This is a genomic window from Isoptericola sp. NPDC057559, from assembly GCF_042801555.1.
Classification (GTDB): Bacteria; Actinomycetota; Actinomycetes; order Actinomycetales; family Cellulomonadaceae; genus Isoptericola.
Map to the genome: position 1 here is coordinate 1 of NZ_JBHVFQ010000033.1, position 14,572 is coordinate 14,572.

The 14,572-nt window shown below is 75.5% G+C and carries 10 protein-coding genes; 3 read left to right on the plus strand and 7 right to left on the minus strand.

Annotated features, from left to right (window positions below):
• Nucleotides 1-116 precede the first annotated feature (116 nt).
• The 4 genes from ACFU5J_RS19810 to ACFU5J_RS19825 all read right to left on the minus strand — a co-directional run bounded on the left by ACFU5J_RS19810 (nt 117) and on the right by ACFU5J_RS19825 (nt 5,007).
• A complete protein-coding gene (locus ACFU5J_RS19810) occupies nt 117-1,793 on the minus strand; it encodes a glycoside hydrolase family 13 protein (protein WP_430573230.1) in 1,677 nt (558 codons plus the stop codon).
• 69 nt (nt 1,794-1,862) lie between these two features.
• On the minus strand, nt 1,863-2,753 hold the full coding sequence (locus tag ACFU5J_RS19815; protein WP_430573229.1) for a carbohydrate ABC transporter permease: 891 nt from the start codon (nt 2,751-2,753) through the stop codon (nt 1,863-1,865).
• Entirely contained in the window at nt 2,753-3,679 is a 927-nt protein-coding gene (locus ACFU5J_RS19820) for a carbohydrate ABC transporter permease (protein WP_430579870.1), read from the minus strand. Before ACFU5J_RS19820 ends, ACFU5J_RS19815 begins: the two co-directional genes overlap by 1 nt.
• A 62-nt stretch (nt 3,680-3,741) precedes the next feature.
• Nucleotides 3,742-5,007: an ABC transporter substrate-binding protein gene (locus ACFU5J_RS19825; RefSeq protein WP_430573227.1), complete on the minus strand. Its 1,266-nt coding sequence runs from the start codon at nt 5,005-5,007 to the stop codon at nt 3,742-3,744.
• Nucleotides 5,008-5,200: 193 nt separating this feature from the next.
• On the opposite strand from ACFU5J_RS19825, the gene ACFU5J_RS19830 reads away from it, so the two are divergent.
• Nucleotides 5,201-6,412, plus strand: coding sequence for an ROK family transcriptional regulator (locus tag ACFU5J_RS19830; protein WP_430573226.1), 1,212 nt, complete (start codon nt 5,201-5,203; stop codon nt 6,410-6,412).
• Nucleotides 6,413-6,582: 170 nt separating this feature from the next.
• The gene (locus ACFU5J_RS19835; RefSeq protein WP_430579871.1) at nt 6,583-7,131 is read left to right on the plus strand and encodes a hypothetical protein; all 549 of its coding nucleotides are present in this window, start codon (nt 6,583-6,585) and stop codon (nt 7,129-7,131) included.
• A gap of 48 nt (nt 7,132-7,179) precedes the next feature.
• Here the strand turns inward: ACFU5J_RS19835 and ACFU5J_RS19840 are convergent, their stop codons facing one another.
• The gene (locus tag ACFU5J_RS19840) at nt 7,180-7,965 is read right to left on the minus strand and encodes an SDR family NAD(P)-dependent oxidoreductase (protein ID WP_430573224.1); all 786 of its coding nucleotides are present in this window, start codon (nt 7,963-7,965) and stop codon (nt 7,180-7,182) included.
• Nucleotides 7,966-8,093: 128 nt separating this feature from the next.
• On the opposite strand from ACFU5J_RS19840, the gene ACFU5J_RS19845 reads away from it, so the two are divergent.
• On the plus strand, nt 8,094-8,714 hold the full coding sequence (locus tag ACFU5J_RS19845; RefSeq protein ID WP_430579872.1) for a TetR/AcrR family transcriptional regulator: 621 nt from the start codon (nt 8,094-8,096) through the stop codon (nt 8,712-8,714).
• Here the strand turns inward: ACFU5J_RS19845 and ACFU5J_RS19850 are convergent.
• Nucleotides 8,698-13,338, minus strand: a complete 4,641-nt coding sequence (locus ACFU5J_RS19850) for a hypothetical protein (protein ID WP_430579873.1) — start codon at nt 13,336-13,338, stop codon at nt 8,698-8,700. The two genes, ACFU5J_RS19845 and ACFU5J_RS19850, sit on opposite strands and share 17 nt — an antisense overlap.
• 71 nt (nt 13,339-13,409) lie before the next feature.
• Nucleotides 13,410-14,519: a diacylglycerol/lipid kinase family protein gene (locus ACFU5J_RS19855; protein WP_430579874.1), complete on the minus strand. Its 1,110-nt coding sequence runs from the start codon at nt 14,517-14,519 to the stop codon at nt 13,410-13,412.
• Between the last annotated feature and the right edge of the window lie 53 nt (nt 14,520-14,572).

The following is a 14,572-nucleotide window of genomic DNA, read 5'->3' on the forward strand; positions in this document are numbered from 1 at the left end:
TGCGGGGGGCGGGGGGGGGGGCGGGGGGCGGGGGGGGGCGGGGGGGGGGGGGGTGGGCCGCGCCGGCGGGCGCGGGGCCCCCCCCCCCGCCCCCCCCCCCCCCCCGGCGGGTGGTGTCAGGCCTGGAGCCAGGCGGTGGTGCCGCCGGGCAGCGCGCCGTCGGCCAGCGGGCCGCTGGAGAGCAGCACCCGGCCCGCGGGCAGCGGCACGGGGGCCGTCCCGAAGTTGGTGACGCTGGTCCAGCCGTTCGGGCGGCGGAACGCGAGGACGTCCGGCGAGCCCGGCTCGAGCCACTCGAGCTCCTCGCCCGTCTGCAGCCGGCGACGCAGGCCGAGCGCCGTGCGGTACAGGGTCAGCGTGGCGCCCTCCACCCCGTCCTGGGCGTCGGCGGCGTGCTCGGCGAACCAGGCCGGCTGCGGCAGGTGCGCCGGCCCGTCGCCGAAGCCGAGCGACGGCCCGTCCGCCGTCCACGGGAGCGGCACGCGGCAGCCGTCGCGGCCGACCTCGACGCCCCGGTTGCGGAAGAAGGTCGGGTCCTGGCGCTCGTCGTCGGGGATGTCCGCGACCTCGTGCAGGCCGAGCTCCTCGCCCTGGTACAGGTACGACGAGCCGGGCAGCGCCAGCTCCAGCAGGGTCGCGGCGCGGGCCTTCGCCAGGCCGGACGCGCGGTCGAGCTGGTCCTCCGGCCCCCCGGCGAGCAGCCAGTCCGTGCCGCCCTTGCGCCGGTCGTCCCCGCGGGGGGCCAGGCCGTAGCGGGTGGCGTGCCGCACCACGTCGTGGTTGGAGAAGACCCAGGTGGTCGACGAGCCCGACGCGGCGGCGAGCTCCAGGTTGTCCGTGATGATGCGGCGGAACTGCCCGGCGTCGAAGTCGGCCTCGAGCAGGTCGAAGTTGAACGCCTGCCCCAGCCCGTCCTGGCTCGCGTACCGCGCGCGGCGCTCGGCGGAGCCCACCCACGCCTCGGCGACGGCGGTGCGGGGCGGGTCGTAGGCGTCGAAGACCTCGCGCCACCCGGCGTACACGTCGTGCACGTCGTCGCGGTCGAACAGCGGGTGCTGCCCGTCGCGCGGCAGCGCCTCGAGCTCGGCCTGCGACGGCAGCGGCTCGCCCGGCGCGGGCAGGTCCTTGGTGAGCATGTGCGCCACGTCGATGCGGAAGCCGTCCACGCCGCGGTCGGACCAGAAGCGCAGCGTGCGCAGGAAGTCCTCCCGCACCTCGGGGTTGTCCCAGTTGAGGTCCGGCTGCTCGACGGCGAAGTGGTGGAAGTACCACTGCCCGTCGCCCACCGGCTCCCAGGCGGGGCCGCCGAAGGTGGAGGTCCAGTCCGCGGGCGGCAGCTCGCCGTGCTCGCCGAGCCCGTCGCGGAAGAGGTAGCGGTCGCGGGCCGCCGAGCCCTTCGGGGCGGCGAGCGCCTCGGCGAACCACGCGTGCAGGTTCGAGGTGTGGTTGGGGACGATGTCGACGACGACGCGGATCCCCGCGCCGTGCAGTGCCGCGACCATCTCGTCGAAGTCGGCGAGCGTGCCGATCTTCGGGTCGACGTCGCGGTAGTCGGCGACGTCGTACCCGCCGTCGGCCAGCGCGGACGGGTAGAACGGGCTGAGCCACACGGCGTCGATCCCGAGGGCGGCCAGGTAGTCCACGCGGGACGTGATGCCGCGCAGGTTGCCGATGCCGTCGCCGTCGGAGTCCGCGAAGCTGCGTGGGTAGATCTGGTAGACGGCGGCCTGGCGCCACCAGGTGGCGTCGGAGCCCTCGGTGGTGCGGGCGGGGACGTCGAGCAGGTCGCTCATGGGTGATGCCCTTCTTCGGTGGTGCGGTCCTGGTGCGGTCCTGGTGCGGGACGGAGGTGTGCGGCGAGGTCAGCCCTTCACGGCACCCTGGGTGACGCCTTCCATCACCCAGCGCTGCGTGAACAGGTACGCGACGATCGCCGGAGCCATCGCCATGAGGTACGAGGCGAAGGAGACGTTGTAGTTGTTGCTGAACTGGGTCTGGAACAGCTGCTGGCGCACCGGCAGCGTCTGGAGCCCGGGGTCGGAGATGATGAGCGACGGCATCATGAAGTCGTTCCAGGCGTAGAGGAACGCGAAGATCCCGACGGTGGCGCTCATGGGTGCCAGGAGCGGGAAGATCAGGCGCCAGAACGTCTGCCACGTGGTCGCGCCGTCGATGCGGGCGCTCTCCTCGAGCTCCAGGGGGATCGACCGGAGGAACGCCGTGAACAGCAGCACGCTGAAGCTCAGCTGGAACATCGTGGCGAGCACGACGACGCCGAGCGGGTTGTCGAGGCCGAGGCGCCCGGTGAGCTGGATCTGCGGCAGCGCGACCACCGGGAACGGGATGAACATCGCGCCGAGCAGGTAGAAGAACGACCAGCGGAACAGGCGCCGGTGCCAGTTGCGCATGATCGCGAACGACGCGACGGCCGCCAGCAGGATCGTCGCGGCGACCGTGCCCGCCGTCACGAGCAGCGACACCGCGAGGCCGACGGGGAACTCGGTGAGCTGCCAGGCCTGGACGAAGCCCTGCACGTCGAACGGCGCCGGCAGCGAGAACGCGTTGCCGTCCACGGCCTGGCCCGTGGTCTTGAACGCCATCGACACCGTGACGTACAGCGGCAGCAGCACGGTCACCGAGCACAGCAGGAGGAGCAGGGTGCCCGAGACGTTCCGTCGTTCGTGCGTCCGGCGCAGGGGGCGCCCGGCGGCGGCTCGCCGGGTGCCGGAGGTCGGTGCGGTGAGGGTGGCCATCAGAGGGAGTTCCTTCCGCGGGTGACCGAGAGCTGGAGGAAGGCGATCAGCACCGTGACGACGAAGAAGATCGTCGCGTTGGCCATCTGGTAGGCGTAGTCGCCGCCGTTGAACCCGGTGATGATGGTCATCGCGATGCTCCGGGTGGCCGTGCCGGGCCCGCCGTTCGTGAGGCCGACGATGATGTCGTAGGCGTTGAGGAAGTTCTTGAAGCCGAGGATGACGTTGATGACCACGTACCCGGCCATCAGCGGCAGCGTGATCCTCGTGATGCGCTGCGCCCGGGTCGCGCCGTCGATCTCGGCCGCCTCGTACACGTCGCCGGGGATGGCCAGCAGGCCGGCGATGTAGATGAGCAGGGTGCCGGGGACGGCCTGCCACGCCGTCACGAGGACGATCGCGAGCCAGGCCAGGTCGGGGTTGGCCAGCAGGCTCGTCTCCAGGAAGGGGATCCCGAGCGCCTGCCCGGCGGCGGGCAGGGAGTTCGAGAACAGGAAGTTGAAGACGTACGCGATGATGATGCCCGAGACGACCATCGGGATGACGAAGACGGCCCGCAGCCCCACCTTCAGCCGGATGCGGGAGGTCAGCCCGACCGCCAGGAAGAACGCGACGACGTTGACGACCAGCACCGTGACCAGCGAGAACCCGAACGTGAACAGGTAGCTGCGCAGGATGGCGGGGTCGCTGAACGCGACCGCGTAGTTGGTGAGGCCGACGAAGTCCCAGTCGCCGATGCCGACCGAGTTCGTGAAGCTGAAGAAGATGCCGACGACCGCGGGGACCGGGATCGCCAGGGTGAACAGCACGAGGCTCGGCAGCAGGAAGAGGTAGTAGATCGGTTCGGTCCGTCGGGCGCGGCGTGGCGCCGGACGTGCGGGCGCCGTGGCGGGCACGCCCGGCGCGGTCGTGGTGAGGGTGGGCATGAGCAAGGACTCCTTCGTTCCGCTCGTGGCTCGCTGACGTCGGGCTCTGCCGGCGGGGTGCGCTACTGGCGCCGGGCCAGGCGGGCCCAGTCCGTGTCGAGGGTGCGCATCGTGGCGCCGGCGTCGGCGCCGAACGCGATCCCCTGGGTGTAGGCCATGACCGGGATCGTCTTGGGCACGAGCACCGAGGCGCCCTGGTAGACCCGCCCGTCGTCGTAGTACTCCGTCATGCCCGCGAGGCGCGGGTCCGAGGGCGGCGGCGCGTCCTTCGTCGGGGTGTAGCCGAGCTGCGACTCGTTGTAGCCCTCGATGATCTCGGGCCGGTAGAGGTACTCGAGGAAGTCGCGGGCGGCCTCCGGGTGCCGCGAGCCGTCGGGGATGATCGCCGCGAGGTCGACGTTGACGCGCACCTTGAGGTCGGCGGGGTCGTCCGTCATGGGCAGGGGGAAGGTGCCGAGGTCGAGGTCCGGCGCGGTCTTGGCGATCTCGCTGAAGGCCCACGGCCCCTGGAGGTACATCGCGGCCTTCCCCTGGGCGAAGGCGAGGTTGCCGTCGCCGTACCCGCGGCTGTCGGCGTCGTCGTTCGCGAAGCCCGTGAGCTGCGTCATCTGCTCGAGGGGGCGGCTGAAGTCCTTCTCGAACGAGACGTCCGAGCGCGGGCCGACGTCGGCGCCCTCGGCCGCGAGACGGTCGAAGAAGTCGATGGTGTCGACCTGGCCGCCGACGGCGTAGTCGAACCACCCCTGCGCCACGGTCCAGTCGTCCTTGAACGTGCCGTAGAACGGCGTCACGCCCGCCTCCCGGAGCGTCTCGGCCACGTCGAGGAGCTCGCTCCAGGTCTGCGGCACCTGGAGGTCGTGCGCGGCGAAGACGTCCTTGTTGTAGATGACGGAGGCCGCCATCACCGAGTAGGGCAGGGCGCTGGTGCGGCCGTCGCAGCGGCCGTACTGGTCCATGAGGGGCTGCAGGTCCGGGCGGATCCGGCTCGCGGCCTCGGTGCCGCCCAGGTCGCTGAGCGTGCAGCGGTCCACGAACCGCGCGACCTCCATGTTGTAGTTCGCGAGCATGAGGTCGGGCGGGTTGCCGCGCACGAAGCTCGCGGACACGACGTCGACGCCCGAGGTGTCGAGCTCCACGCGGACGTCGTCCTGCGACGCGTTGTAGTCGGCCACGACCTGGGTCATGTAGGGGATCGCCTCGCGCTTGCTGAACGTGAAGCGGACGGTCTCGGCGCCGTCGGCGCCGCACCCCGCGAGGAGGCTGCCGACCAGGGCCAGCCCCGTCGCCACGGCGACCCCGCGCACCACACGTCTCGGTTCCTCAGACACCGTCGTCCTTTCGTCGAGAAGCTCGATCCGGATACATTTCGGTACTAAATGTTGTGCCGAAATTTAATCCGACGAGCACCGTCTCACCCGGGTGCCCGAGGGGTCAACCCCCCGGGGCGAGAAAATCTCGGCCTAGAATCAACCGCCCCGGCGGTCCGGCGCCGGGATGGACCACGACGCGAGGCGGAGCGCCATGACGAACGGCCCGGAGGCCACGACGCCCTCGACGCACCTGGTGCGGCGGCTCAACGCCGAGCGCGTGCTGCAGGAGGTCTGGGACGGGGAGCCGGTGACGGCCAGCGACCTCATCGCGGCCACCGGTCTGGCGCGCTCCACCGTGCTGGCCCTGTGCCGGGAGCTCATGGACCGGGGCTGGCTCGTCGAGCTCGACGACGCCCGCGCCGCCGGCGCGTACACGAAGGGGCGCCCGGCGCTGCGCTACGCCTTCCGTCCGGACGCGGCGCTCGTCGTGGGTGTCGACGCGGGGCAGCACCGCGTGTCCGCGGCGGTCGCGGACCTGCACGGCCGCGTGCTCGCCGAGGAGGCCGTGCAGGTGGACCCGGCGAGCGACGCCGACGCGCGCCGGGCGACGGTCCGCGACGCCGTGGACGCGGCGGTCGCCCGGTCCGGCCGCGACGGCCGGGCCGTGGCCGCCGCGGTGCTGGGGGTCCCCGCGCCGGTGGCGACGGGCGGGGTGCCGGCGGGCGCGCGCAACCCGTTCTGGGCGCTGATGAACCCCGGCCTGGGCGACCTCTTCGCGGCCCGCGGCTGGGACGTCGTCGTCGAGAACGACGCGAACCTCGCCGCCGTCGCGGAGGCCGAGCACGGTGACGGCGCCGCCGCGTACGCCGCGCTCCTCGTGGGGGAGCGGATCGGTGCCGGGATCGTGCTGGACGGCGCCCTGCGGCGGGGGCCGCGCGGGGCGATCGGCGAGATGCGGATCCTCGACCTGGTCGAGGGCGTGGGGTCCAGCGACGGGCTGGGCGCGCTGGCCCGGGACGAGGCGCGGCGCCTCCTGGACTCCGACGGCGCGGCGGGCAGCGTGCTGGCCGACGTCCCGCGCGACCTCCTCGACGCGGAGCGGGTGCTCGAGGCCGCGGCGGCGGGGGACGCCGTCGCGCGGCAGGTCGTCGACGGCCTCGCCGACCGCCTCGCGCGGGTGTGCGCCGTCCTGTCGGGGCTGCTGGACCTGGACCGGGTGATCGTCACGGGGGCGATGGCGCCCGCGCTCGGCCCGATGGTCGAGCGGGCCCGCGGGCTCCTCCCGGACCACCTGCACGACCCGGCGGTGGAGGTCATGGTCTCCGACCTGGGTCCCGACGTGGTGCGCACCGGCGCGCTGCGCCTCGCCGTCGAGCACGTCCGCGCGCGGGCGCTCGACCGCACCCTGCCGAGCGGCGCCTGACGCGGGCCTGACGCGGGCCCGACGCGGGCCCGGCCCGCGCCGCCGTCGCCGCGCGGGCGCGTGTGACCGGACGCACCGGTGACGGCGGCCACCATCGGCCCGTTCGCCCCGAGTTCCTGGGATCCCCTTCGTAGGGTGGCGGTCGGAACCGACTGCTGAGGAGACCCCCGATGACGCACGCACCCGCGCGCCCGGCGACCCGGCGCCCGGCGATCCTGGTCGCCGGCGTGCTCGCGACGGGCCTGGCCCTGACGGGCTGCGGCGCCCCCGACCGCGCCGGTTTCGACGACGACCCGGCGGCGTCGCCGGCCGCCACCGCCCCGGCCGACGGGGCGGCGGGCGCGGCGCAGGACGCGGCCGACGGCGACATTGCGGGCGGGGGCGCGGCCGCGCCGTACACGGTGCGCTACGCCGACGACCACAAGACCGTGATCACGCTCGACCGCGCCCAGGTGGAGGCGCTCACCGGCGCCGACCTGGCCGCCGGCGGCGCCGATGACGCGAGGAGCGTCCTCGCGGACCGTGGCACGTGGGCGTCGGGCGCGACCGAGGAGCACGCGGACGTGATCGCCGAGGCCGCCCGTCGCGAGGGCGGCACCGTCGACCGCGTGCTGGCGGAGCAGGCCGACGGCCGCGACGTCGAGCTGCGCGTGTTCGTCAAGCACGACCGGCACGCGCACGTCGCCCACCTCGGCGAGGACGACGGCGGCGACGACTGACCCGGGCCGCCTCCGCGGGTCACCTCGCGGAGGCGGCCGGGGCCGCGGTCAGAAGTGGGTGCCGCCGTCGATGCGGACCTCGGTGCCGGTGATGAACGCGCCGTCGTCGCTGGCGAGCATCGCGACGACCGACGCGACGGTCTCCGGCCCGGCGAAGCCGCTGCCGAGCGCGGGCTGCAGCTTGGCGAACAGGCGCATGTCGGCGTCCTCGGGCAGGCCCGGCCCCATGCTCTGGCGGCTGGCTCCGGAGCCGTCGGTCATGCCGGAGGAGATGGACCCCGGCTGCACGGCGGTGAACCGGATGCCGCGGCCGGCGTACTCGGCGGCGAGCGCGTGCGTCATGGACTGCACCCCGCCCTTGCTGGCGGCGTAGGCGGCCATGTACGGGTGGGCGAACGCCGCGGACGTCGAGCTGAAGCTCACGACGGCCGACCCCCGGCCCTCCAGCAGGGCGGGGACGGCCTCGCGGATCACGAGGAACGTGCCGACGAGGTTGACGCGCACCACCTGCTCGAAGCTCTCCAGCGTGGTCTGCTCGGTGTGCGACGAGCGCAGGATGCCCGCGGCGTTGACCAGCGCGTCCAGGCCGCCGAGGCGCTCGACGGCGGTGGCGACGCCGGCCCGGACGGACCCCTCGTCGGCGATGTCCATGGTGCGGACGTCGAGGCGGTCGGCGTGGTCGCCGGCCTTCTCGACGGTGTCGGCCAGGCCGGCCTCGCTGACGTCGGCGCCGACGACGCGGCCGCCCTCCGCGAGCATCCGCAGCACCGTGGCCTGCCCGATGCCCGAGCCCGCCCCGGTCACCAGCACCCGGCGTCCGTCGTAACGGTTCATGGTCGTCTCCTTCACGCGTGGTCGGGCGCGACGCGCGCCCTGGATCGCTTCACTGTACGCCTGGATGGCACGACGTGTCAGACAGGCTCAGAGTGGCAGGGTGTCACCCCGCGCGTAGGGTGGAGGTCGTGACCCTGCAGCCCGAGCAGCCCCGTTCCCTGACCGCGCGGCGCAAGGCCGCCACCCAGCTGGAGATCGCGGAGGTCGCCGCACGGCTCTTCGCGGAGCGGGGCGCGGCGTCCGTCACGGCCGAGGCCGTCGCCGCCGAGGCCGGCGTCTCGCTGCGCACCTTCTACCGGTACTGCCGCACCAAGGAGGACGCGGTCGCGCCGCTCCTCGCGGTGGGTGCGGACGGGTGGCGCGCCCGCCTGGCCGCGAGCGACGCCGCGGACGGTCTCCTGCCCGCCGTGGAGGAGGCGATGCGCGGCGCCCTCAGCCCGGGCGAGGACGCCGACGAGCGGGACTTCCTGCGTACCCGGGGGCTGCTGCGCAGCGTGCCCGGCGACCCGGCGCTGGCCTACGTCTGGTACCGCGTGAACCGCGATTCCGAGCAGCGGCTGGAGCCGCTCCTCGCCGCCCTGGCGCCCGACGACGACCGGCTGGAGCGCCGGCTCGTCGCGGCCGCCGCCACCGACGCCATCCGCATCGCGCTGGAGGAGTGGGTCGCCACCGACGCCCCCGTGGGCGGCCCGGACGGCCCCGCCGAGCTGGCCGTCCGGTGCTTCCGCCGCCTCACCGGCGGGCGCTGACCTCCGGCGCGTCGTCCCCGGCACCGTCCCCGGCACCATCCCCGGCACTTCCGTCCGGATCGTCCTGCGCCGCGTCGTCGGACGCCTCGGCGGGCACCTCGAGCGCGTGCAGCACGGTCGCGGTGAGGAGCGGGACGGCGGGCACCAGGGCGACGACGGCGATGCGGATGCCGAAGTCGTTCACGGCGGAACCCGCCACGCAGACGATCCAGATGCCCAGGACGGCGGGGCGCAGCAGCGGCCAGGCCTCCTCGGTGCGGGCGAACCAGCGGGGCGTGAACCGGGCCGGCGCGAACAGGAGCAGCGCGCCCGCGACGAGCACCAGCACGGTCAGCCAGACGGGGACGCCGCCGAGCAGCGACCGGGCGGCGTAGCCGGCCTTGCGGGCCAGGGTCTCCCACGCCTCGCCCTCGACCACCTGCGCGACGAAGCGGCCCAGGTGCGAGCGCTCGTCCTCGGGCCGCAGCCAGTCGAGGACGCCCACCGCGGCGACGGCCCCGACACCCGCGGCGGCCACGAGGACGAACCGCCGCAGCGTGAGCCGCGACCCCGAGGCGGCCAGCCCCAGCACCGCGAACGCGGGCACGAGGACCAGGCCGCCGCCGAGGTCGGCGCCGAGGGTCGGCCACACGTCGACCACCATGGTGACGACGCCGAGCACGCCCACCACGAGGGCCGCCGTGCGCCGCCGCCCGCGCTGCACCAGCGGCTGCGCCACGGCCGCGGCGACGAGCAGGGCGGCCACGGCGTACACGGAGAACGTGGGGTTGCCGAAGCCGTAGAACCGGGCCCCGAAGGTCGGTGCCGCGCCCAGCGGGCTCGCCCGGTTGAGCGGGGTGCCGACGACGGCGTCGAGCGTGAGCACGACGAACGTGAGCCCGGCGACGATCCCCGGGCCCAGCCAGACGGGTCGCCGGGGCGCGAGCGCGCCGAGCGCCGCCACGACGGCGGTGGCGGCCAGCGCCGACCCGACGAACGCGAGCATCGGCTGCTCGAACCGCCACCACCCGCTCAGCGACACGAGGAAGGCGGCCGCGGGGAGCGCGGCCAGCACGAGGGCGGCTCCGCGGGCCCAGGCCCACAGGCGCCGGCGACGGCTGCGGGCGCGCGGGGTGGTGGGCCGCAGCCGGGCCGCGACGACCAGGCAGGCCAGGGCCAGCGCGAGCCCGGCGTACAGGGGGACGTCGACGAACCAGGTGTAGACGGTGCGGCGCACGTGGTCGAGCGACGTGAGGTCGCTGAGGGCGTCGGCCGACGCCGCGGCGTCCTGCGGCCGGGGCGAGCCCCAGGCGAGGGGAGTGTCCTGCACGGGGGCGACGGGCGTGACGCCGGCGGCTCCCAGCACGGTGGCGGGGACGTCGAGCACGCGCGCCACGCCGTCGGTGCGGGTCGCGGCGCTCGTGAGGTACCGCGGCTGGTCGGGCCCGGCCGTGGTGGGGCGGACGAGCGCCACGCCGAGCACGGGCCGGGTGCCGGGGGTGCCGGCCACGTCGACAACCAGCACCGTGGCGGTGGAGGGCACCACCGCCAGGACGCGGCGCACGGTGTCGTCCACCTGGGCGAGGCGGTCGTTGTGCCCCTGCAGCCGCTCGGTCCGCGCCTCGTCGGCGGGCAGGGCGGGGTCGCTCGGCGGCGCGGTGGCGTCGCCGGCGTCCACGACGGTCACCTGGCAGTCGAAGCCGTCCGAGCCGGGGGTGAGCGCGTCGTCCAGGTCGCGGTAGCGGGCGACGTCGCCGGCGGGGTCGGCCAGCGCGAGGGCGGCGCCGGGGCCGACCGCGGTGGCACACCCGGCCGGGGCGAGCTGCGACCCCAGCGTGCCGAGGCGTGCCTGGTACGTCGAGCCCTTCTGGAGGTCGACCAGCGCGTCCCAGCCCTCGACGGTGGCGCCGTCGCCGCTGGCCTCGGCCTGCGTCGTCGGGCACTGCCACGAGCCGTCGGGGGCCCGGCCGGACGCCACCTCGGCGAGGGTGCCGGCCGACAGCGCCAGCCAGCCGCCGTCGACGCACCGGCTCCCCGCCCCGGTGGGCTGGGACACGCCGCCGGCGGACGCGCCGTCGGCGAGCATGCCCTGCAGCGTCGGGGCGCGCCCGCCGGCCAGGTCGTCCCAGCGCACGCCGGTGGTACCCACCACCACGAGGGGTCCGTCGGTGCCCACCTCGTCCGCGCGCGTGGGCGTGACCTGCGAGCCCGCCTGCGCGACGTCGGACGCGGCGCGCAGGCCGGCCGCGGACACGACCGTGGACGCGAGCAGCAGCACCACGAGCAGGGTCCCGCTGGCGGTGACGAGCACGGTGGGCATGCGGCGGATGCCGGGCTCGCGGCCGTCGGAGGCTTCGGGCGTGGCGTCGGCGAGGAGCCCGGCGAGCAGCACCGGCACCGACAGGGCGAGCACGAGGAAGCCGACCGCGATGCCGGAGTCGTTGAGCAGGGAGCCGACGACGGCCGTCACGACGAGCGCGACGACGAGGCGGCGCAGCAGGGGGTCCCGGCGGTAGGCGGCGGCGAGGCCCGCCAGGCGGGCGCGGTCCGGGTCGAGCACGGCCCAGGCCGCCACGAGGCACAGGACGAGGGCGGCGGCGCCCGCGGGGTTCGCCACGGTCGCCCACGCGCCGGCGGCCTTGCCGGCGACGACGCCGGCCGCGCGGCCGTCGACCACGGACTGCACGAAGCCGCCCAGGTGGCTGCTGGACCCGCCGACGAGCCAGTCGACGACGGCGACGACCGCCACGACCGCGACGGTCGCCGCCGCCACGAGCAGCGCCCGCTTCCACGTGAGGCGCACGCCGGCGACCCCCAGCACCAGCACCGCGAAGCCGGGCACCAGCGCGAAGATGCCGCCGAGGTCCGCGCCGAACGGGGGGAGGCCGTCGACCAGCACCGTCACGACGCCCACGGCCCCGGCCACGGCAGCGGTGCGCGCCGGGCGGACGCCGCGGGCCCGCAGGGTCGCCGTCAGCCCGGCGGCCAGGACCAGGCCGGCCACCGCGTACACGGCGAAGACGGTGTTGGAGAAGCCGTAGAACCGGGCCCCGAGCGACGGCGCGGGCCCCAGCAGCGAGCCCTGCTGCAGCGTGGTGCCGGTGAGCCCGTCGACGGTGAGCACCAGCCAGGTGACCGCCGCGAGGCTGGTCGTGAGGCGCCACGGAGACGGCGGCAGGAGGCGGCGCGCCCACCACGCGAGGAGCGCGACGACGAGGGCCGCGCCCGTCAGCGCCAGCAGCAGCGTCATGACGGGCGAGGGCCATGCCCACCAGCGCGCGAGGGTCGCCAGGGTCGCGGCGGCGGGCAGCCCCGCGGCGACGACGAGCAGGGCGAGGGTCACGCGCCAGGCGGCGGGCGGGAGGCCCGCGCGGGCGGTGCCGGAGCGGCGGCGGGCCAGGAGCAGCACGGCGACGGCGAGCACGTCCGCGAGGACGACGAGGCCGAGCAGCAGCGGGGACAGGCGCGGCACGGTGTCGGTGAGCACGCTGAGGTACTGGCGGTTCTCCACCGTGCGGGCCACGGGGATGCGGCGTTCGTCGCCCCGCTCCAGCGGGGAGCCGGTGAAGGGGTCGAGCGCCGCGGCGAGGGGGTCGGCGCCCTCCTCCTCGTCCGCGGTGGCGGTCTCGCCGGCGTCCTCGGCGGGCGTGGTGCCCGAGAGCGCGCCGCCGGTCACGGTGTCCGCCACGGTCGCGGACAGGTCCGCGAGCACCACGACGCCCACCCAGCGTGAGGACGTGGAGGTGAGCCAGGTGGCCTCGCCGCCCGGCGACGTCCAGTCGACGACGGCCTGCAGGTCGGAGGGGCCGAGCGGGGTGTCCGAGACCCCGGCGACGACGAGCCGCCCGCCCGCCGGGAGCAGGCCGGCGAGGCGTCCGACCCGGTCGTCGAGGGACTCGACGGCCGCGGCCCGCTCGCCCGCGGCGTCGGGCAGCACACCGAGGTCGACCACGGTGGCGGGGCACTCGGCCACCTGGTCGGCCGTGAGCTGGCGGGCGTCGGACAGGTAGCGCGACACGTCGCCGCTGGTGTCGGCGAGGGCCACCGCGGCGCCCGGCCCGACCGCCGTCGCGCACGTCCCGGCCACGTCGACGAGGCGCTCGAGGGCCCCCGGCTCGGCCGTCGCGGGCATCAGGGGGTCGACGGCGGTGAGCCCGGACCAGCCGGGCACGGTCGCGTGCTCCGCCGCGCCGGAGGTGAGCGCCGGTGCCGGGACCGGCGGGCAGCCGAGCGCGGAGGCGTCCTCCCGGGCGGCCGTGTCCTCGTCCCCGTCGGCGCCCTGGTCGGCGTCGCCGGCGACCTCCTCGTTCTGCGCCGTGACCTTGCTCCCGCCGGAGATCGACAGCCACGCGTCGAGGGGGCAGGTGGGGGTCAGCGTGCGCACGGCGATCGACGCGACGGAGCCGCCGCCGATGAGGCGCCACAGGTGCGGGGTGCGGGTGGCGTCCACGTCGGACCACTGGAGCCCCGAGACGCCGGCGAGGATCAGCGGGGTGTCCGGGGCCTCGGCGGCGTCGTCGCCGGCGGCGGCGGCGGCGCGGCCCGCGCCGGCGAGCGTGGTCAGCAGCATGAGGAGCAGGGCCGCCACGACCAGGGTGGCGCGCGAGGCGCGGAGGGCCGAGGACGGGCGGGCGTGGCTGATCACGCAGGCCACCCTAAGCGGGGCGGTCCGCCGGGCCGCCGCAGGTGAGGGGCCGCGTGGGGACGTTCACATGATCATCCCGTCCGGACCACGAGCGCGCCGGGCTCGACCCAGGTCTCCAGCTCGACGGCCATGCCGAGGGGGTCGCCGTCGACCTGGGCCTGCTCGCCGTCCTCCACCCGGATCACGGCGCGGCGCGCCCGCGTGTGGTCGATCCGGCCGATCTTGCCGGGCAGGTCGTTGCGCACGCCCAGGCCCTGCGCCACGACCTCGCCGAAGAGCTGCGCCCATCCGGCGAGGCCGCCCCGCGTGTCGATCGCGGCGACGTCGAGCTCGCCGTCGTCGATGACGGCGTCGGGCAGCAGGGTGATCCCGCCGGGCAGGCGGCCGCAGTTGCCGACCATGATGCTGCGCAGCCGCGCGTCCACGGCCTCGCCGTCGTCGAGGCGGATGGTCGCGTGCATGCGCCGGCCGTGCAGGTGCCGCGCGCCCGCGACGAAGTACGCCACCCAGCCGACCTTCGCCTTGAGCTGGTCGTCGGCGTCGGCCACCATCGCGGCGTCGAAGCCGAGGCCGGCGATGACCAGGAAGATGTGCGCGGTGTCGGGGTCGTCGGGGATCTCGGCGTCCTCCGCGTACTCCGTGACCCGGGCCCGACCGACGTCGATGGCCCGGTCGGCGCCGCCCAGCACGATGGCGACCGCGTCCGCGACGGACGTGACCGGCAGGTCGAGGTTGCGCGCCAGCAGGTTGCCGGTGCCGGCGGGGATGAGCCCCATGGGCGTCCCGGTCCCGGCGAGCGCCTCGGCGACGGCACGGACCGTGCCGTCGCCGCCGGCCGCGACCACGACGTCGGCGCCGTCGGCGAGGGCGCGCCGGGCCTGCCCCGTGCCGGGGTCGTCCACCGTGGTCTCGTAGAACAGGGGCCGGGGGAGCGCGGCCTCGGCGCAGACCCGCTCGACGACGGCGCGCACGTCCGCGGCGCCCTCCTTGGAGGGGTTGATGACGACGGCGAGGCGCATGCCCCCCGCCCGCCCGTCCTCGGCGCGCCGGGCGTCCCGCTCCGCCACGACGTGCTCGCGCGTGGTGGTGCGACGCCACAGGATGACGGCCGCGGTGAGCGCCGACAGGGCGAGGACCAGCACGACGACGAGCGCGACGACCCCCGCGTACTCATCCGGCATGACGGCAACCTACGACGTTTCGGGCCCCGAGACCCGCCGACGTGGCGTACTCC